The organism is Occultella aeris (genome assembly GCF_902703175.1).
GTDB lineage: Bacteria > Actinomycetota > Actinomycetes > Actinomycetales > Beutenbergiaceae > Occultella > Occultella aeris.
On the sequence record NZ_CACRYJ010000063.1, the window covers coordinates 1 to 19,766 of the forward strand.

Consider the following 19,766-nt stretch of genomic DNA (forward strand, 5'->3'; position numbering starts at 1 on the left):
AGGCGGGGGCGGATCCGATGTCAGGGGGCGGTGACGAAGTCCACGAGCTCCTCGACCCGGCCGAGCAGGCTCGGCTCGAGGTCGCGGTAGTCACGCACCGTGCCGAGGATCCGCTTCCAGCCGCGGGCGACGTCCGCCTGGTCCTGCGCCGGCCAGCCGAGCGCGGCGAGGGTGCCGTACTTGATGTCGGTGCCCCGGGGAATGTGCGGCCACTCGTCCAGGCCGACGCGGGCCGGACGGACCGCCTGCCACACGTCCACGTACGGGTGGCCCACCACGAGCACGTGTTCGGCGCCGTGGGGGCGCACCGCCTCCGCCGCGATCCGGGACTCCTTGCTGCCGCGGACCAGGTGGTCCACGAGGACGCCGACGCGTCGTCCCGGCCCGGGCCCGAACTCGGCGAGCATCTCGACGAGGTGATCGACGCCGTCGAGCAGTTCGACGACCACGCCCTCCAGGCGCAGGTCCTCGCCCCACACCTTCTCGACCAGCTCGGCGTCGTGGCGGCCCTCCACCCAGATCCGGGACGCCCGAGCCACGCGGGCGCGGGCACCGGGAACGGCGAGGGACCCACTCGCGGTGCGCTGCGCCGTCGGCGGCGCCTGCGGCTTGCGATAGGGGACCAGACGGACCGGCTTGCCGTCCACCCAGAACCCGGCCCCGAGGCCGAACGTGCGGGTGCGGCCCCGGTTGTCCTCGAGCACCACGACGTGGGTGCCGCCGCTCTTCTCGACCCGCACCACGGCCCCGACCCACCCGGTCTCGACGTCCTCGACCACGAGGCCCGGCTCGGCGGGGGTGTCCACGGTGCGGGGTCTGCGTCCGGCGTGCGGGTCGCTGGTCAGGACGTCTGGGCCATATCTGCCATACCGGTCGGAACTCACCCGAGTGAGGTTACGCACGTGCCGCCGGGAGTTGTCGGACCGACGCGTAGAATTGGCACTCATGGCACGGGAGTGCTGACGTCGGGGCCAACGGGCGCGCTGACGTAGGGTCGCGGACAATCGCGTGGAGATCGGGAGGAGGACCCGGATGAGCTCGGAGCGGCAGCTGGATGTGCTGCGTGCGATCGTGCAGGACTTCGTGCGCAGCCGGGAGCCGGTCGGATCGCGCAACCTCGTGGAGCGCCACAACCTCGGCGTCTCCCCGGCCACGATCCGCAACGACATGGCCGCGCTGGAGGACAACGGGTACATCGCGCAGCCGCACACGTCGGCCGGGCGGATCCCCACGGACAAGGGTTACCGGCTGTTCGTCGACCAGATCTCGGTGATGAAGCCGCTCTCGGCCGCCGAGCGGCGCGCGATCACCGAGCTCCTCGAGGGCGCGGTGGACCTCGACGACGCCCTCGAGCGCACCGTGCGCCTGCTCGCCCAGCTCACCCAGCAGGTGGCCGTGGTGCAGTACCCGTCGCTGCGGCGGTCCACGCTGCGTCACGTGGAGCTCGTGCCCACCGGGCAGCGGCGCCTGATGGTCGTGATCATCACGGACAACGGCCGCGTCGAGCAGCGTACGGTCGAGTCGCTCACCGACCTGGACCCGACGTTCATCGCGGAGCTGCGCGCCCGCCTCAACGCCGCGGGTGCCGGGCGCCAGGCCGCCAGGCTGCCGAAGGTGCTCGGCGACCTGGCCGAGGTGTTCGGCCCCGAGGACCGACCGCTCGTGGACGCGGTCACGAACGCGGTGGTCGAGGAGGTCTCCCAGGAGACCGAGGAGCGCATCGTGATGGCCGGGACCGCGAACCTGGCCCGAGCCGACCTGGACTTCACCCGCACCATCGGCCCCGTCCTGGAGGCCCTCGAGGAGCAGGTGGTGCTGCTCCGGCTGCTGTCCGAGATGGCCGAGGAGGACGGCGAGCGCCCGCTCTCGGTACGGATCGGGCATGAGACACATCACGCCAACCTGGCCGAGACCTCCGTGATCGCCAGCGGTTACGGTGGGGAGGGTCCCGAAGCGATCGCGCAGATCGGGATCGTCGGCCCCACCCGGATGGACTACCCCACCACGATGGCCTCGGTGCGAGCCGTGGCCCGTTATCTCACCCGGCTGCTGTCCGGCTGATCTTCCGGCGGCCCCGTGCCGCCCCAGCACGTCTCCGATCCCCAAGCGACGAAAGTGACCTGTGAGCGACTACTACGAGATCCTCGGCGTGTCCCGCGACGCGAGCACGGAGGAGATCAAGCGCGCGTACCGCAAGCTCGCCCGCCAGCATCACCCCGATGTGGCCGGCGTGGCGAGCGAGGAGAAGTTCAAGAACATCACCGCAGCGCACGACACACTCTCCAACCCGGAGAAGCGCCGCGCGTATGACATGGGTGGCGGCACGCCCGGGATGGGCGGCGCCGGGTTCGGTGGCTTCTCCGACATCTTCGAGACGTTCTTCCAGGCGGCGGCCGGCGGCACCGGCCAGCGCGGCCCGGCGCCCCGCTCGCGCCGCGGCCAGGACGCGCTGCTCCGGGTGAGCATCGACCTGTCCGAGGCAGCGTTCGGCGTGGCCCGGGACCTCGAGGTGGAGACCGCCGTCGTCTGCACCACCTGCCAGGGCACCTGCTGCCAGCCGGGCACCCACCCGAAGACCTGCGACACCTGCCAGGGCCGCGGCTCCGTCCAGCGGGTGGCGCGCTCCTTCCTCGGCCAGGTCATGACCACGGCCGCCTGCGCCGTCTGCGGGGGCTACGGCACGATCATCACCGACCCGTGCACCGAATGCTCCGGCGAGGGCCGCGTCCGGACCCGCCGCACCGTGCGCGTGAACATCCCGGCCGGCGTCGACGAGGGCACCCGGATCAAGCTGAGCGGGCAGAGCGAGGTCGGCCCGGCCGGTGGTCCCCCCGGGGACCTGTACGTGGAGATCCGGGAGAAGCCACATCCCGTCTTCACCCGTCGCGGCGATGACATCCACTGTTCCACCACGCTGCCCATGACGGCGGCCGCGCTGGGCACCATGCTCAACCTGGACACGCTCGACGGCCCGCAGGAGGTGGACATCCGCCCGGGTACCCAGCCGGAGGAGGTCGTCACCCTGCGCGGCCTCGGCGTCGGGCACCTGAACGGCAACGGCCGCGGCGATCTGCACGTGCATGTGGACGTGGAGGTCCCCACGAAGCTCGACGAGGCGCAGGAGCAGTTGCTGCGCCAGCTCGCGACGGCCCGGGGCGAGGAGCGCCCCGAGGCCCGGCTCGCCGCAGCGAACCCGGGCATGCTGCACCGGCTGCGCGAGAAGTTCGGCGGCCGCTGAGGTGTCCGCGGCGGTGTTCCTGGCCCCGGCCGGTGAACTCGACGCGCTCACCCCAGGTGCCCGGTACACGCTGGTCGGCCCCGAGGCCCGCCACGCCGCCACGGTCCGCCGGCTGCGTGCCGGGGAGGAGATCGACCTGGTCGACGGCGTGGGCGTGCGCGTCCGCGGGAGGGTCGCCGACGTCCGCGGCGGGTCGGACGCCGCGGTCGCGCTCGAGGTGAGTGCCGTGGTCCGCGAGGACGAGCCGGTCCCGGCGATCGTGCTGGTGCAGGCCCTGGCCAAGGGATCCCGGGACGAACTCGCCATCGAGGCGGGCACCGAGGTGGGGCTCGACGGCGTGATTCCCTGGCAGTCGGAGCGATCCGTCGCGCAGTGGCGTGGGGACAAGGCGGCCAAGGGCCGCGCACGCTGGCAGCAGATCGTGGTCGCCGCCGCGAAGCAGTCCCGGCGGGCGCGGGTGCCCGCGGTGGGGGAGCTCGTCGTCGGCGCGGCGCTCCTGCGGCGGGTCGAGCAGGCGGTCGCCGACGGCGGTGCGGTGCTCGTCCTGCACGAGGGCGCCACCGTGCCTGTCGCCGACGCGGCCATCGGTGCGGGTGCGCCCGAGGTGCTCCTCGTGGTGGGCCCGGAGGGTGGCCTCTCGGACGCCGAGATCGCAGCCCTCGAGGAGGCCGGCGCGCAGCCGGTCCGGCTCGGTCCGCACGTGCTGCGCACCTCGACGGCCGGGCCCATCGCGGTCGCGGTCCTGGCGCAGCGGCTCGGTCGCTGGGACGCGACTGCCGACTGATCTCGCCACCGCCTCGCTCCTGCCTGCGGCGGGAGTGCGGTTCTGCAGCCGATGGGGCCGATGCGCCGCACAATCGCACCGTGCTCGTCCAGGTCCCGTGGCGAGCGTGCGGTTCTGCGGCGGACGGGCTTGATGCGCCGCACATGCGCACTCTCGCCCTCGCAGGGGAGCCGGTGGCGGGCGAGTGAGGATTCAGAGTCGCCGTCGTCCACGCGCGAGCAGCAGCCCGCTGAGTGCGCCGGCGATGGCCAGCACGACCAGGTCCACCGGATCGAAGTTCGCGCCGAGGAGCAGCCGAGCCGCTGGGAACGTTCCCGAGATCATGCCGGGCAGTGGCGTCAGTTGTGCGACCTCCATGGCGCACGACGCGCCGGTGCCAACGCTCGCCACGGACGCGGTCGACCAGTTCGGCCAGACCAGGGCGACGGCGAGGACGGCGGCCACGGCGTAGGCCGCCGTGCCCGCGACGCCCGAACCGGGCAGGTGCCGCACAAGTTGCAGGGCGAGTCCCACCACGATCACGACGACGAGTGCCGCGGCGACGACCGTCCGCCGGCGCGGCGCGCTCGCAGAGGCCTCAGGTGGGTGTTCCATCGGCACGATCGAATCGCAGGTGCCGGGCCTCTGGTCCCACAACGGGGCGAGCTTCACCAGATCTGCTCAGCACCGGACCACCGCACGTGCCGGGCGAGCACGCACCGGACCCCTTCCCTCGGTGGGCTCGAGGTGGTCGCCACGATTTCGAGCCCACTGCTTGCGGTGGCCGGTTCCGAGGCGACCGCGACCAGGTCGGCGGCGCGCCGCGGCGTCGCGAGTGCGCCGGCCGCCCACGTGGGCAGATCTCACCTGCCGAGTACCGGCCGCGGCGAGCCTGATGCGGCATCATCGGGTCCGTGAACGACAACCCGCCCACCTTCCTGATCGTCATCGGCGTCATCCTGGTCCTCGGTATCGGTATCGGCGTCTTCTTCTGGCGCCGGCGGGTGGGCTACATCAAGTCGCTCACCGACCGCGGCTGGGCGTTCGAGTCCAGCCCCACGCTTGCGATCGCGAACGGGCTGACGGTGCCGCCGTTCGGGCTCGGGTTCGACCGGAGCACCGACGAGCACATCTCCGGGGAGCGCCACGGTGTCCCCTTCCAGGTGTTCGAGTACAAGTGCCAGGTCGGCAGGTTCCGCGTCGCGGCGATGCGGCTGCAACTGCCGTTGCCGGAACTGTTCCTGACCACCACCGGCGCGCGTCCCGGTGCCCAGGCGGCCCAGCAGCAGTCGACCGGACAGTGGCACGTGCTCAGCGACGACGCCGAGTTCGCCCGGGCGGTCCAGGCCGGCGCCGGGGAGCCGGTGACCGCGTTCGCGCAGGCAAACGGTGGCATCGACCTCTCCATCGACGGTGACCAGCTCGTGGTGCTCGGCGCGCCGAAGGAGGCCGCGGAGCTCGAACGGTTCCTCGACGCCATGGTGGCCATCGCGCGCGCCCTCGACCCCCGCGCGCTCGACGGTTTCCGCCGCCCGGAACCGGAACGGTGGGTCGGCTTCTACCGGCGGCCGCACTGGCAGTTCCGCGACCGGGACGACACGTTGATGAGCGTCGTCGAGGTGACCCAGGGCGGCCAGAACCACAGGATCGTCAACGTGGTCAGCTGCGAGGTCGGACCGCTGCCGTTCGTCGCGTTCAAGCACCACTGGCAGACCACCCGGACCGTGACCAGCACCGACTCCAACGGTCACACCACCACCCGCACGGAGACCGACAACCACGAGGAGTCCATCTTCGACATGAGCCTCGGGGTCCCCACGCCGTACCTGGAGGTGACCGGGAACCGCGCCCTGGGCAAGTGGTTCGGGCGCGGGGACCGAGTGGAGTCCGAGCTGGCCGCGTTCAACGATCGTTTCGACGTGCGCTCGGACGTGCCGAAGTTCGCCTCCGACGTGATCCACCCCCGCCAGATCGAGTACCTCATGCAGGTCCAGCCGATCCCGTTCTCGATGGGGGGCGGGCGGATCCGCGTGGCGGTCCCGCAACACGACCTGGCCGTCATCGACCACACCGTCGCGTTCATGTACGGGTTCCTCACGCGGATCCCCGAGTTCGTCTGGCAGGACCTCGGCGCGGACGCGCCGGACTTCGACGGTGACGGCCGCCCAGGCCCGACGCTCTACTCCAGCTCCACCTGAGTCAGAGCATCTCGAGCAGCGCGTGCGCGGCGTTGTGCCCGCCGATGCCGCTCACCGCGCCCCCACGCACGGCGCCGCTGCCCCCGATCAGGACCCGCTCGTGATCTGTCGCCACACCCCACCGGTGCGCCGGCGAGCCCGGCTCGCCCGCTCGGCCCGGCTCGAGCCAGGGCCAGCTCAGATCCCCGTGGAAGATGTTCCCGCCGGGCATGCCCAGTTCCGTCTCGATCTGCCCGGGGCCGCGGATCTCCACGCACTCACGGCCGGCGGAGTCGCGCAGCAGCAGCGGCTCCAGGGGTTCGGCCAGGTGCGGAGTGATGCTGCCGAGGAACCGGCGCCAGGCTCGCTCGCGCAGCTCCTCGTTCGCGAGGCCCTCCTCGAGCTGGTGCAGTCCGAAGTAGGTGAGCGTGTGTGCGCCGGAAGCGGCGAGCTCGGCACCGAGGATCGAGGGGTCGGTCAGGGTGTGGCAGTAGATCTCGCCCGGGCACGGGGTGCCGTCATCGCCGACGGCGGCGCGTGCGTCCGCAGCCATCGCCGCGTGGGCGGACTCGAGCTCTGTCATCGACTCGGCCAGGTGCAGGGTGCCGGCGAAGGCGACCTCCGGGTCGATCCCTGACCGCAGCCGCGGCAGCCGGGACAGCACGAGGTTGATCTTCACCTGCGCGCCCACCGGGCGCGGTCCGGGCTCGTCGCCGAGCAGACCGGCGAGCGTGTACGGGGCGACCCCGCCGAGCACCCAGTCCACCTCGAGAACCCCCGCGTCCCAGACCACCCGTGCTCCGCCGTCGTCGGCTTCGACGGACCGGACCGACGCCCCGGTCACGATCGTGGCCCCGGCGGCCCGCGCGACCCGCTCCAGCTCGCCGGTGACGGCGCCCATACCGCCCACCGGCACCCGCCACTCGCCGCCGACCACGTGATAGAGCCAGCACCGGTTCTGCCGCAGCGACGTCGAGTGCAGCGAGGCGAACGTCCCGATCAGCGCATCGGTCGCGACCACACCGCGGACCAGGTCGTCGGTGAACCGTCGCTCCAAGGTCGCCCCGATGGGCACCTGGGTCAGGTCGGCCCACCACTGTGGCCCGATCAGCGCCCGGGCGCGGTCCGCCGTCGGCAGCGGTTCGAGCAGTGTCGGCGCGAGCGCCGCGGCCAGGTCGTCGGCGCCGGCGTAGAACTCCCGCCACGCGTCGTACTCGGCGTCCGAGCCGGTCCGGGCCCGGAACGAGGCGGCGGTCGCCGCGCCGGGGCGCGTCTCGACGAGGAGCCCACCCGGGCTGCCGGCTGTCGAGTACGGGGTGTACGACGCCGTCGGGCGCGACCGTAGGTCGAGGTCCAGTCCGAGGTCACTCGCCAGGGCCGGCGGCAGCAGGCTGACCAGGTAGGAGAACCGGGACAGCCGGGCGTCCACGCCCGGGAACGGGCGGGCACTCACGGCGGCGCCGCCGACGTGGTCGCTGCGCTCGAGGATGGTGACCTCGACACCCTCGCGGGCCAGGTATGCGGCCGCCACCAGGGCGTTGTGGCCGCCGCCGACGATCGCCACCCGGGTTGCCATGTCGGCAGCCTAGTGCGGCGGGCTACTCGGATCGGCCGCTCCTGCGCCACTCGTATGGTGTCGTCGTGGACACCTTCACGAGGCCGGCCCGTTCCAGGATCGGCCGCGAGAACTCCGTGGAGTCGCTGTGGGCGAGAAGCTTGCCGCGGGCGAGCGCCGAGCGCGCCCGGACGGCCGTGAGGGCTCGGTAGATCCCGCGGCCCCGCCACTGGGGCCGGGTCGCGCCGCCCCAGATCCCCGCGAACTCGGTGTCCGCCACGGGTTCGAGGCGTCCGGCGCAGACGATCAGGTCGTCGACCTCGGCCACCCACAGCTCCATGCCGTCGTCGAGCGCGAGGCGGCGCAGGATGGCCACGGCAGTCCGCTCCGACGGCGGGTCGCCGAAGACCTCGTTCTGCATGGCGCACATGGCGCGCACGTCTGCTTCGGCGGTCACCCGGCGCAGCGTGACCCCGGCCGGAAGCGGCACGTCCGCAACCAGGTCGCGCAGCTCGCCGAGCATGATCGACTCCGGGTTCCCGGCGACGAACCCGTGCCCGGTCAGGGCCTCGTGCAGTCCGGGCGCGTGGTCGTGGCCGCGGGTCTTCCACTCGACGCGGGTGATCGCTGGGTCGGCCCGGTAGTGGTCCAGGACCTCGCCGACGACGTCACCGATCGCACCGGGGTCGATGCCCTCGAGGTCGCGGTAGGACACGAAGCCCCGACCACCGACGAAGGTGGCAAGTCGCAGCGGCCCGCGCCGCTCGACCGTGACCGCACTTGGCGTCTCGGCCTCGGTGCGCAGCTGGTCGTCGTAGGCGGTGAGGAGTTCGGTAGGCGTCACCCAGGCATCCTGCCGTGACACCGGGTCGGCTGGCGACGGGAATACGGGATCGGCGAGACGGTCGCATCCCGCCGCGGTTGCGACGTCGCGCGGGTCCCGATCTCGAGGTCCGTGGCCGACCCGGCCCGGCTAGGATCGGGATCAACGTGTGCGCGCCGCGCACCGAGACCGGAAGGAAGCACGGGCTCCGAGCCCCGCTCATGGATCAGACCAGCGCAGCAGAACCCTCCGAAGCCGCCGACGGCCCGGGCGCGGCCGGAGCGCAGGGGGCAGGGGCCCAGGTCCAGCACCAGATCACGATCCCCGACTCGATCCCCATGGTGGCGCTGCTCGGTCAACGCGACGAGGTGCTGCGTGCGATCGAGTCCGGTTTCCCGACCGTGGACGTGCATGTGCGCGGCAACCTGGTGACCCTCACCGGAAGGCCCGGCGAGGTGGCGCTCGCGGAGCGCCTCGTGGACGAACTCAGCGAGATCGCCGCGTCCGCTCAGCCGCTGTCCGCGGACGCCGTCGAGCGCGCCATCGCGATCCTGACCGCATCCACCAACGAGCGCCCCGCCCAGGTGCTCACGATGAACATCCTGTCCAACCGTGGCAAGACCATCCGGCCCAAGACGGTGGGGCAGAAGGAGTACGTCGAGGCGATCGACCGGAACACCGTGGTGTTCGGGATCGGCCCCGCCGGCACCGGTAAGACCTACCTGGCGATGGCCAAGGCGGTGCAGGCCCTGCAGTCCAAGCAGGTGAACCGGATCGTGCTGACCCGGCCGGCCGTGGAGGCCGGGGAGCGGCTCGGGTTCCTGCCCGGCACCCTGAACGACAAGATCGACCCGTACGTGCGCCCGCTCTACGACGCGCTGCACGACATGGTCGATCCGGACTCGATCCCGCGGCTGCTGGCCGCCGGCACGATCGAGGTGGCCCCGCTGGCATACATGCGCGGCCGCACGATCAACGACGCGTTCATCATCCTCGACGAGGCCCAGAACACCTCCGCCGAGCAGATGAAGATGTTCCTGACCCGCCTCGGTTTCGGCTCCAAGGTCGTGGTCACCGGTGACGTCACCCAGATCGACCTGCCCGGCGGCACCCGGTCCGGCCTGAAGGTGGTGCAGGAGATCCTCGACGAGATCGACGACGTGGTCTTCTGCGAGCTCACCAGCGCCGACGTGGTGCGCCACCGCCTCGTCGCGGAGATCGTCGACGCGTACTCGCGGTTCGAGACCCGCTCGCCCGCGCCGCGGGAGGGGTGGAGCCGATGAGCACGGAGGTCACCAACGAGTCCGGGTACGACCTGGACGAGGCGGAGTTCGCGGCGCTGTCCCGGTTCGTCATCGACGAGATGCACGTGCACCCGCAGGCGGAGCTCGAGATCCGGTTCGTGCCGACCGACGTCATGGCCGAGCTCCACGTGCGCTGGATGGAGGAGGAGGGCCCAACCGACGTGCTCTCGTTCCCGATGGACGAACTCCGCCCCGGGACCGACACGGAGCTCAGCGAGGAGGGCATGCTCGGTTCGATCGTCGTGTGCCCGGACGTCGCCGTCGAGCAGGCCCGCGTCGCCGGGCACTCGGCCGAGGAGGAGATGCTCCTGCTGACCACCCACGGCATCCTCCACCTGCTCGGGTACGACCACGCCGAGCCCGAGGAGGAGAAGGAGATGTTCGACCTGCAGCGCCGGCTGCTGCTGACGTTCCTGGCGCGCAGGTGAGCGACGCGGGGCCGTTGCCGCTCCTGATTCTGCTGACGCTGGCCGGCGTCGGGCTCGCGGCGCTGCTGTCCGCCGGGGAGGCCGCCGCCGGGCGGATCACCCGGGCGGCCGCGCACGAGGCCGAGCAGTCCGGCGCCCGCGGCGCGGCCCGGGCGGTCCGGATCGCCGAGAACCACGGGGGCGTGATCCGGGCGGCGACCTTCACCCGCGTGCTCGCCGAGATGACGGCGGCCGTGTGCCTGACCCTGATCCTCGCCGGAGCGCTGCACCAGTGGTGGCTGGTACTGGTGTGCTCGGTGGTGGCCTCCGCCGTGCTCATGGTGATCGTGGTCGGGATCAGCCCGCGGACCATCGGCCGCCGCGAGCCCGTGCGGGTACTGGCCTGGGTGGGCCCCCTGCTCCTCGGCCTCGAGACCCTCTACGCCCCGCTGGTACGGCTGACCGACTCGCTCAGCACGCGGGCCGGACGCACCACGCTGGAGGAACGCGAGGCCGACGAGGACGATCTGCGTGACATGGTCGACCGGGTCAGCGAGAGCCACCAGATCGACGACGACGAACGTGAGATGCTGCACTCGGTGTTCGAGCTCGGCCGCACCATGGTCCGGGAGGTCATGGTGCCCCGCACCGACATGGTCACCGTGGCCTCCGGCACGCCGCTGCAGAAGGCCATCACGCTGTTCGTGCGGTCCGGATACTCCCGGGTGCCCGTGGTGGGGGAGTCCGTCGACGACCTGCTCGGCGTGCTCTACCTCAAGGACGCGCTGCGGTACCTCACGAAGAAGCCCGAACGGGCGACGGCGCCCGTCGACCGGATCATGCGCGAGGCCGTCTTCGTGCCGGAGACGAAGCCCGTGGACGACCTCCTCGACGAGATGCGGGACGCCGTCGTCCATATTGCGATCGTGTTCGACGAGTACGGCGGCATCGCCGGCCTGATCACGATCGAGGACATCCTCGAGGAACTCGTCGGCGAGCTCGTGGACGAGCACGACGCCAGCGAGATGGAGGTCGTGGACGAGGGGAACGGGGCGTTCGTGGTGCCCGCACGGCTGCCCCTGGACGAGCTCGGTGACCTGTTCGACCTCGATGTGACCGATGATGAGGTGGACACCGTCGGCGGTCTGCTCGCCAAGGCACTCGGCAAGGTCCCGATCGCGGGTGCCCGCGCGGTGAGCCACGGCGTCCAGATCCGGGCGCTGGACGCCACCGGTCGGCGCAAGCAGATCACCACTCTGCGGGTCCGAGCCGCCGAACCCGTACCTCCCGACCCCGACGAGACCGGCCGCAACGGCCGGACCCACCAGCTTCCAGACGAAGGACACCGACCATGACCGCCACCCCCGAGTTCCGAGCGGGCTTCGTCTGCATCGTCGGCCGCCCCAACGCCGGCAAGTCCACGCTCACCAACGCCCTCGTCGGCCAGAAGGTAGCGATCACCTCCGGCCGCCCACAGACCACCCGGCACACCGTGCGCGGCATCGTGCACCGACCTGACGGTCAGCTCATCCTCGTCGACACGCCGGGGCTGCACCGGCCCCGCACCCTGCTCGGCGAACGCCTCAACGAGCTGGTCATCGGCACCCTGGCCGAGGTGGACGTGATCGCGTTCTGCATGCCGGCCGATCAGGAGGTCGGCCCGGGGGACCGGTTCATCGCCCGGCAGCTCGCCGAGGCCCGGACCCCGGTGATCGCGATCGCCACGAAGGCGGACAAGGTCGCCCCGGAGCGGCTCGCCCAGCACCTGCTGGACATCTCCGAGCTCGGCGAGTGGGCCGACATCGTCCCGGTCTCGGCCACGAAGGACTACCAGCTGGACGTGCTCATCCAGGTGCTGCTCGGTCACCTGCCTGAGTCGCCGCCGCTCTACCCGGACGGCGAGCTGACCGACGAGCCCGACGCCGTGATGGTCGCCGAGCTGGTGCGCGAGGCCGCCCTCGAGGGGGTCCGGGACGAGCTGCCGCACTCGCTGGCCGTCGTGGTCGAGGAGATCGTGGAGCGTGAGAAGCCGCACCGGGACGGTCGGCGCATGCTCGACGTGCGCGTCGAACTGTACGTGGAGCGCGACTCCCAGAAGGCCATCGTGATCGGGGCGAAGGGCGCGCGGTTGCGGGACGTCGGCACGAAGGCCCGCCGGGGTATCGAGGCACTGCTCGGCGCCGCCGTATATCTGGATCTGCACGTCCGGGTCGCCAAGGACTGGCAGCGGGACCCGAAGTACCTGCACCGGCTCGGCTTCTGAGCGGCGCTCGAGGGGCACGGCGGGGCGCGCGTGGGCGACGGGGCAGTCGGTGGGACGAACTACCCTGGACCGGTGATCTACCGGAAACTGGCTGCCGTCCTCGGGCTGGTCCTCATCTTCGGTCTGATCGGGTCCCTCTCCGGGCCGGGTTGGAGCCCCCAGCCGATGACCGAGGTCGTGGTGCCGGAGACGGCGGACGTGGCCATCGGCTCGGATGCCGTCACGGACCCGGTCGGCACGTATGAGACCGCCCAGGAGACGATCGAGGTCGAGCTCGACGGCGCGACCGTGCTCGCCACGATCACCTACCCGGTGGGCGCGCCGGACGGCCGTCCCGGCATGCTGTTCATGCACGGCGCAGGCACCGCCACCAACCTGAACTTCGCCGATCAGGCGCAGGCGCTCGCGAGTGCCGGGGTGTATGCGATGGTCCCCGAGAAGCGGATGGACACCTACACCACCACCGACCGGGACTACGTGCAGATGGCCCAGGACTACCTGGTCTCGTGGCGCATCCTGACCGAGTGGCCGGGCGTGGACCCGGCGGCCGTCGGGCTCTACGGCGAGAGCGAGGGCGCCTGGATCGCGCCGGTCGCCGCCGCGCAGGAACCGGACGTCGCGTTCGTCGTGTTCGTCTCGGCGCCGGTGGTGCCGCCCCGGGAGCAGTTCGCGTTCGCCGCGGACTCCTACCTGCGCTCGGTCGGGGTGCCGGCCGCGCTGCTGCGCGCCATCCCGCGCGGCCTGGGTGCGAACATGCCTGGCGGCGGCTTCGAGTACGCCGACTTCGATGCGAGCCCGTACCAGCAGCAGATGGAGCAGCCGGTGCTGCTCATGTACGGCACCGCGGACTCCTCGATGCCGACGGTGCAAGGTCCGCTGCAGCTCATCGACGACATCGCCCAGACCGGGAACACCCAGTACACGCTGCGCTATTTCGAGGGCGCGAACCACGGCATCCGGATCGACGACGCGCTCGCTCCGGGCTTCAACGACGCCCTGGCCCGGTGGACGCTCGGGCTGCCGGACACGGCGACGGCGGAGCCCCGGATCGCCGGTGCCCAACCGGTGCAGCTGTTCCGCGCCGCGCCGGTCAGTCATCCGCGCTGGTACGCCGACGGCGACATGCTGGTCTGGTCCATCGTCGGTGCCTTCGCGCTGCTGCTGATCGGCCCCGTGGCGTGGGTGGGCAGCCGTCTGGTGCGCCGGCCGAGCCGCCGCCTGCCGCCGCCGCTGGCCCGGTACAGCGCGGCCACCGCGCTGGCCGCCACCGCGGTGCTGGTGGTGTTCGCCGCCTACATCGTGCAGGTGGCGAACCTGGCGCTGAACTACCGCACCGACGACCTGGCCGTGCAGGGCGGCTGGGTGCTGTTGCAGGCGGTCGGGATCTTCGCCGTCGCGGTCGGGGTCCGCTCGGTCTCGGCGGGCATCAACGCGCGCCGCACGCTCGGCGCGGAGGCGACCGGCGCCGTCGGGCGGATCACCTGGTGGGGGGTGCATCTCGGCGCAACGGTGGTGCTGCTGATCGCTGCGTACTGGGGCGTGTTCCCGAGCGTGCTGTGACGGCACCGGACCGCCGCTGCGGGCCGATCCCGGAGGCCCGCGCGGGCGGCTGACCGGCCGTGGGTGTGACGGGCACCGGTGGGCTGCATAGGATCATGCTCAGATTTCCCTCCCAGGACGGATCGAGGAGTTGCGGGTGCAAGCTGTATGGGGCGTGGCCACCGATGCCGGTGGGCGTCGCAAGGCGAACGAGGATTCCGTGCTGGCGACGCCGTCGGTGTTCCTCGTCGCCGACGGCATGGGCGGGCACGTGCACGGCGCCATGGCCTCGGGGGCGGTGGTCGCCGAGTTCTCCCGCTACGCCGATACCGTCCGGCCGGACGTCGAGGTGCAGCCCACGGACATCCAGGCCGTGGTGCGCGCCGCCCAGCAGCGGATCCGATCCTCCCTGGCCGACGTCCAGGACTCCGTCGGTGACCATCCGGTCACCGCCGGGAGCACCGCCGCGGGCGTCATCCTCACCCGGCACGAGGACTCCCCGTACTGGCTGGTCTTCAACGTCGGCGACTCCCGGGTGTACCGGTTCGCCGAAGGGGCGCTGACCCGGATCAGCGTGGACCACTCCGTGGTCCAGGAGCTGGTGGACTCCGGCGCCATCACCGACGAGCAGGCTCGCAGCCACCCGCAGCGGAACGTGATCACGCGGGCCGTCGGCAGCGGGATCGACGTGGAGCCCGATTTCTGGATGCTCTACGCGGGCGCCACCGAGCGGCTCCTGCTCTGCTCCGACGGACTCATCAACGAGGTCACCGAGGACCGGATCGCAGGCCTGCTCGGCGCCGGCCTCGGCCCGCAGGACGCGGCGTCGGCACTGCTCGCGGAGGCCATCGCCGGCGGCGCCCGGGACAACGTCTCGGTGATCGTCATCGACCTCACGCCCGATCACGAGGCACTGGCGACCACGGCGCCACGCGAGGGCGTCGGTGAGCCAGGCGGCGCCGAGGACACCGTGCCCCGCGAGCAGGGCGCGGACCGGAACTGGTGGTGGGCGTGAGCCTCGAGTACGTGCCGGGGGAGTGGACCGGTCTCGCCACCGGGACCGGTGTGGTCCTCCTTGCCCCGACGGTGCCACCCGCGACGGTGCGCGCCGTCTGGGACGCGCTCGCCGCCGGACGGCCGATCACGCACTGGTTGGAGATCATCGCCGGTGGCGGGATCTCGTCGCTTCCCGCGTTCGCGCTCGTCGAACGCACGCCCGACGGCGTCCGGGTCCTTCTGCGCGGTGACGTGGTCGTCGACGTGGATGGCACCGAGGTGGCCGCCCGCGGCATGAGTACGTGGCGCGAGGTGCTGGTCGAAGCGGCCACGGACATCGTGGTGCGCACGCCTGGCACGGACGGCATGAACGGCACGGGCAGCCTGGTGGGCTCGGTCGGCGAGTCCTGGCCTCTGCTCGGCGGCGTGGTACGGGCCGCACGGATCCGAGTGGACCTCGCCGACGCGGCGCCGGTTGCGGCTGTCCTGGAGGTCGCCGGGGCCGGTGCTTCCGCGGCAGCGCCAGCGGCGGTCGTCGAGGCGCCCGTGCCTTCGGTGGATGCCGCGGCGGAGGCGGCGCCTGCGCTGCCCACCGACCTGCCCGCGCCGGTGGCTGACATCGAACTGCCCACGCCCACGGCTGAGACCGTGGACGAGCCGGTGGCCGACGTTCCGGAGCACCGTGATGACGAGTCGGTGTCGATGGCTGGGCCGGTCGACGTCTTCGAAGAGGCCGGTTTCGGCCCATTGGCCGATGAGGCTGACGACGGCGTGGACGAGCCCGTGGACGCGGAGTCCGATCGTGCCGCCGCCTCCGCGGAAGCGGCGGAGCCGCATGGTGAGGACGAGACCGCTTCAGCGGAGGCGCCTGAGACAGGACTCGAGGCCGAGGACGCTTCCTCGGAAGCGCGGGAGTCGGCGTTCGGCGTGGACGTTTCCGCCGAAGCACCGGAGCCGCCGGTCGAAGCCGAGGCTGCTTCCGCTGAAGCGCCAGTGCCCCCGTTCGGCGTGGATGCCCCGGCGGAAGAACCGGTGCCGGGGTCCGGCGTCGGTAAGCACGCCGCCGCCGAACCGGACGAATCTGCTCTCGACGACGACGCAGGCGCCTCCGCGGAAGCGCCACCGCGCTCCGACGGTGACGTCGACGACCTGGCTCATCACGAGACCTACGTCGGCCCGCTGCCCGACCTCGCTCCTGGCGGCGCCGTCGAGCCCGAGCTGCCTGAAGAGGCCGAGTCCGGGGACGCGCAGGAGCCTCGGGACGAGCCCGCCGCGTCCGAGGCACCGGAGTCCGGGACCGTCATCCCCACCACGTCCGGGAGGTACGACCCGGCCGAAGTTCCTGCGGCCGACGCCTACGCGGCCGGCGACCAGGGCGACGACGAGTCCCCGGTCCCGCCGCGCCCGCCCGAGGGCACCCCGACCGCCGAGTACGAGCAGGTCGGCCCGGTGAGCAGCGGCCTGATCGACTCCCTCCCGTGGAACATGCCGAACGCACGCGCGGCCGACGCGCGGCCCGCGGCGCCCAGCCCGGTGCCGGCCTTCGACCCGCCGCCCCTGCACACGTCCGTCCCGCCGGCGGCGTCCGGCGGTGGCGACGCGGAGATCGAGGGCGATCACGACGGCGAGACGATCCTCGTCTCCCACCTGCGCTCCGCCTACGCGCAGGACGCTGCCGACGCCGTACCCAACCAGCCGCCGTCGGCCACGATCGTTCCCGGCGTCGCCGACGACGCACTGTACGACGAGCCCGGCCCGGTCATCATGCTCGCCGTCTCCAGCGGCCCCCGGGTGCCGCTGGACCGCGTCGTGCTGATCGGTCGCGCGCCCGAGTCGTCCCGGTTCGCGGGCGCCCTGATGCCGCGCCTGGTCACCGTGCCGAGTCCGCAGCAGGACATCTCCCGGACCCACGTCGAGGTCCGCCTCGAGGGTGACCATGTGGTGGTCACGGACCTGCGTTCCACGAACGGCACGATGGTCGCCGTGCCCGGCAACGACCCGCGCCGGCTGCACCCGGGCGAGGGCGTGCCGGTCCCGGTGGGCTCCCTGATCGACCTCGGCGACGGCATCACCATCGGTGTGGAGAGCTCCGGGCCGCCGCACGGGCAGGGCCACTAGGTGGCGGGCCGCCGGCCGCCGTCGCCACCCCCAGAGATCGCGGGCTACACCCACGAACGCCTCCTCGGCTCGGGTGGCTTCGCCGACGTCTTCCTCTACACGCAGCAACTGCCGCGCCGCTCCGTCGCGGTGAAGGTCATGCTCGCGCACGCCACCAGCCCGCAGGCACGCGAGCAGTTCGTGGCCGAGGCGAACGTGATGGCGCAACTGTCCACGCACCCGTCGATCGTGACGATCTACCACGCCGACACCGCCTCGGATGCGCGCCCGTTCCTGGTGATGGAGTACTGCCCGCGCCCGAACCTGTCCGTGCGGTACCGCACCGAGCGGATCGGGGTCGCCGAGGCACTGCGGATCGGGGTCCGGCTCGCCGGCGCGATCGAGACCGCGCACCGGGCCGGGATCCTGCACCGGGACATCAAGCCGGCGAACGTCCTCACCACCGACTACGGCTGGCCCGCGCTGACCGACTTCGGCATCTCCGTCGCCACGGACGCGGTCGAGGAGACGGACACCATCGGCCTGTCGATCCCGTGGGCTGCGCCCGAGTTCTTCTCCGAGGGCGCCGAGCGCGGCCCCGCGGGCGACATCTACTCGCTCAGCGCCACCATCTACACCCTGCTCGCCGGACGGTCGCCGTTCGAGCGCGAGGGCGGCCCCAACGGTGCTCTCGACCTGATCACCCGGATCGAGCGGGATCCGGTGCCGGCGATCGGCCGCGACGACGTGCCGGAGTCCCTCGGCCAGGTGCTCGCCCGCGGGATGGCCAAGTCCGCCCGGGACAGGTTCGCCACGGCGGCGGACCTCGCCCGCGCGATCCAGCGCGTCGAGCAGGAACTGCGCCTGTCGCAGACCACGCTGGACGTGCCGGACACGTCCTGGATCCAGGTCCCGGACAATGTTGGCGAGGACCTGCGTACCCGGGCCCGTTCGGTGGTCACGGTGAACCCGCAGGCCCCGGCCACCACGGGCGACCCGCTCGCGGGGGAGCGCACCGTGTTGCGTCCGCAGGTGGTGCCGCAGACCCCGCCCGACGGCGGAACGAGCCGCCCGCAGGCCCCGCACCAGGGCGCGGGGGCGGGTGGGTACGCCCTGCCGGACGCGGGACAGGCGGGTCAGGCTGGTGGGCCGGGTCAGCACGGCGAGCCCGGAACGGGGCCGCAGCAGGACGCGCGAAGCGACGGCGCCGAGGCGACCCCGGGCCGACCGGGCGCCGCGAACGCACCCAGCACCCGCCGTCGTTGGCCGGTGTGGGCCGCGGTGGGTGGCGTCATCGCCATCGTGGCCTCGGGGGTCATCATCGGCGCCCTCAACGCCCCGGATGCGCCGGAGCCGACCCCCACGGTGACCGCGACACCGTCACCGGACGAACCGAGCGCCGCGGCCCACCCGCCCGCGCCGGCGGGCGTAGAGGGGACGCGGGAGGCGGATGGGACCGTCACGTTCAGCTGGGCGCCCGTCGAGGACGACGCGGAGGTCACCTACGCCTGGATGTTCACCCGTGGCGCCCCTGCGGACGACAGCGGTGAGACACGTGACACGTTCGGCGCCACGTCGGTGAGCGTGCCCGGAGCCGCGGACTATGTTTGTATCAGTGTGATCTCGATATACACCGAGACCCGAACCGTTTCGAACGAGAGTGTTGAGGGATGCGCGTAGTGCGGCGCAACGATGGGGGCCCCAGATGAGCATGCAGGTGGAATTCTGTGGCGAATGGTTCGGCGTCGAGGAGGATGACACCTTCCAGATCGGCCGCGAGGGCAACCTCGAGATCGACGACAACCCGTACCTGCACCGCCGGTTCCTGACGATCTCCCACCACGATGACCTGTGGTGGCTGGAGAACGTCGGCAGCCGGCTCTCGGCGACCGTGTCCGACTCCGACGGCAACATGCAGGCCTGGCTCGCGCCCGGTGCGCGACTGCCGCTGGTGTTCGCGCACACGACGGTGCTGTTCACGGCCGGACCGACCACCTATGAGCTCGGCATCGTCGGCGACTCGCCCACGTTCGAGTCCTCCACTCCCGAGCGGACGCAGGTCGGCGAGACCACGATCGGGCCGGTCACGCTCACCGAGTCACAGAAGCTGCTCATCATCGCGCTCGCCGAACCGGTGCTGCGCGGAAGGGGCTCGACGGCGTCCATCCCCACCTCCGCGCAGGCGGCCGCCCGGCTCGGCTGGGTCATCACCCGGTTCAACCGGAAGCTCGACAACGTCTGCGAGAAGCTGTCCCGGCACGGCGTGCGCGGGCTGCGCGGCGGGCAGCAGCAATTGGCCGTGAACCGTCGGGCCCGGCTCGTCGAGCACGCCGTCGCATCCCGGATCGTGGTGGCCGCGGACCTGGACCTCCTCGAGGCGAACGCCGAGGCGCACGCCGCCGAGCAGGCCGAGAAGGCGGAACAGGCCGAGAAGGAGAAGGCCGCGAGCGCGGCGAGCGCCACGAGCGCCACCTGAGCCTTCGCGACCGCCGGGCCGGGCCGATTCGGCACCGGTTCGACGCGGTGTGACCGAGATCGCGCCCGATCGGGCGTCTCACCCTTGGGCGCACTCAGCAGCGGCAGGTACCCTATGCCCCGGAGACT

At 72.1% G+C, this 19,766-nt stretch carries 17 protein-coding genes; 13 read left to right on the forward strand and 4 right to left on the reverse strand.

Annotation, left to right across the window (positions count from 1 at the left end):
- Positions 1–20: 20 nt before the first annotated feature.
- Positions 21–884, reverse strand: coding sequence for a DUF3097 domain-containing protein (locus HALOF300_RS22115; RefSeq protein WP_231955691.1), 864 nt, complete (start codon positions 882–884; stop codon positions 21–23).
- A gap of 148 nt (positions 885–1,032) precedes the next feature.
- On the opposite strand from HALOF300_RS22115, the gene hrcA reads away from it, so the two are divergent.
- From hrcA to HALOF300_RS22130, 3 genes are all read left to right on the forward strand, one after another.
- On the forward strand, positions 1,033–2,061 hold the full coding sequence (hrcA, locus tag HALOF300_RS22120) for a heat-inducible transcriptional repressor HrcA (RefSeq protein ID WP_156743065.1): 1,029 nt from the start codon (positions 1,033–1,035) through the stop codon (positions 2,059–2,061).
- 61 nt (positions 2,062–2,122) lie between these two features.
- Entirely contained in the window at positions 2,123–3,238 is a 1,116-nt protein-coding gene (gene dnaJ, locus HALOF300_RS22125; RefSeq protein WP_156743066.1) for a molecular chaperone DnaJ, read from the forward strand.
- A 13-nt stretch (positions 3,239–3,251) separates the two neighbouring features.
- Complete coding sequence (locus HALOF300_RS22130; RefSeq protein WP_231955692.1) at positions 3,252–4,022, forward strand: 16S rRNA (uracil(1498)-N(3))-methyltransferase; 771 nt, start codon at positions 3,252–3,254, stop codon at positions 4,020–4,022.
- 192 nt (positions 4,023–4,214) lie between these two features.
- Here HALOF300_RS22130 and HALOF300_RS22135 read toward each other — a convergent pair whose 3' ends face one another.
- A complete protein-coding gene (locus HALOF300_RS22135) occupies positions 4,215–4,616 on the reverse strand; it encodes a DUF2809 domain-containing protein (RefSeq protein WP_156743068.1) in 402 nt (133 codons plus the stop codon).
- Between the two features lie 299 nt (positions 4,617–4,915).
- Here HALOF300_RS22135 and HALOF300_RS22140 point away from each other — a divergent pair, with 299 nt between their 5' ends.
- Entirely contained in the window at positions 4,916–6,199 is a 1,284-nt protein-coding gene (locus HALOF300_RS22140; protein ID WP_156743069.1) for a hypothetical protein, read from the forward strand.
- A gap of 1 nt (position 6,200) precedes the next feature.
- On the opposite strand, the gene HALOF300_RS22145 is transcribed toward HALOF300_RS22140, so the two are convergent.
- Both HALOF300_RS22145 and HALOF300_RS22150 read right to left on the reverse strand, forming a co-directional pair.
- Positions 6,201–7,754 carry a phytoene desaturase family protein gene (locus HALOF300_RS22145; protein ID WP_156743070.1) on the reverse strand — a complete coding sequence of 518 codons (1,554 nt, stop codon included), beginning with the start codon at positions 7,752–7,754 and terminating at the stop codon, positions 6,201–6,203.
- A gap of 22 nt (positions 7,755–7,776) precedes the next feature.
- Positions 7,777–8,577 (reverse strand): GNAT family N-acetyltransferase, encoded by an 801-nt coding sequence (locus HALOF300_RS22150; protein ID WP_156743071.1) that lies wholly within the window; start codon positions 8,575–8,577, stop codon positions 7,777–7,779.
- A 200-nt stretch (positions 8,578–8,777) separates the two neighbouring features.
- Between HALOF300_RS22150 and HALOF300_RS22155 the strand changes: the two genes are divergently transcribed.
- From HALOF300_RS22155 to HALOF300_RS22195, 9 genes are all read left to right on the forward strand, one after another.
- Complete coding sequence (locus HALOF300_RS22155; RefSeq protein ID WP_156743072.1) at positions 8,778–9,839, forward strand: PhoH family protein; 1,062 nt, start codon at positions 8,778–8,780, stop codon at positions 9,837–9,839.
- Positions 9,836–10,288 carry an rRNA maturation RNase YbeY gene (gene ybeY, locus HALOF300_RS22160; protein WP_154794676.1) on the forward strand — a complete coding sequence of 151 codons (453 nt, stop codon included), beginning with the start codon at positions 9,836–9,838 and terminating at the stop codon, positions 10,286–10,288. Before HALOF300_RS22155 ends, ybeY begins: the two co-directional genes overlap by 4 nt.
- Positions 10,285–11,622: a hemolysin family protein gene (locus HALOF300_RS22165; RefSeq protein WP_156743073.1), complete on the forward strand. Its 1,338-nt coding sequence runs from the start codon at positions 10,285–10,287 to the stop codon at positions 11,620–11,622. The genes ybeY and HALOF300_RS22165 overlap by 4 nt, the downstream gene beginning before the upstream one ends.
- On the forward strand, positions 11,619–12,530 hold the full coding sequence (gene era, locus HALOF300_RS22170; protein ID WP_156743074.1) for a GTPase Era: 912 nt from the start codon (positions 11,619–11,621) through the stop codon (positions 12,528–12,530). Before HALOF300_RS22165 ends, era begins: the two co-directional genes overlap by 4 nt.
- 72 nt (positions 12,531–12,602) lie before the next feature.
- Positions 12,603–14,090: an alpha/beta hydrolase family protein gene (locus HALOF300_RS22175; protein ID WP_231955693.1), complete on the forward strand. Its 1,488-nt coding sequence runs from the start codon at positions 12,603–12,605 to the stop codon at positions 14,088–14,090.
- A 136-nt stretch (positions 14,091–14,226) separates the two neighbouring features.
- Positions 14,227–15,084 (forward strand): PP2C family protein-serine/threonine phosphatase, encoded by an 858-nt coding sequence (locus HALOF300_RS22180; RefSeq protein ID WP_231955694.1) that lies wholly within the window; start codon positions 14,227–14,229, stop codon positions 15,082–15,084.
- Positions 15,081–17,183 carry an FHA domain-containing protein gene (locus HALOF300_RS22185; RefSeq protein ID WP_156743077.1) on the forward strand — a complete coding sequence of 701 codons (2,103 nt, stop codon included), beginning with the start codon at positions 15,081–15,083 and terminating at the stop codon, positions 17,181–17,183. Before HALOF300_RS22180 ends, HALOF300_RS22185 begins: the two co-directional genes overlap by 4 nt.
- Positions 17,184–18,842 (forward strand): serine/threonine-protein kinase, encoded by a 1,659-nt coding sequence (locus HALOF300_RS22190; RefSeq protein ID WP_156743078.1) that lies wholly within the window; start codon positions 17,184–17,186, stop codon positions 18,840–18,842.
- A gap of 31 nt (positions 18,843–18,873) precedes the next feature.
- On the forward strand, positions 18,874–19,638 hold the full coding sequence (locus tag HALOF300_RS22195; RefSeq protein WP_231955696.1) for an FHA domain-containing protein: 765 nt from the start codon (positions 18,874–18,876) through the stop codon (positions 19,636–19,638).
- The last annotated feature ends 128 nt before the right edge of the window (positions 19,639–19,766 follow it).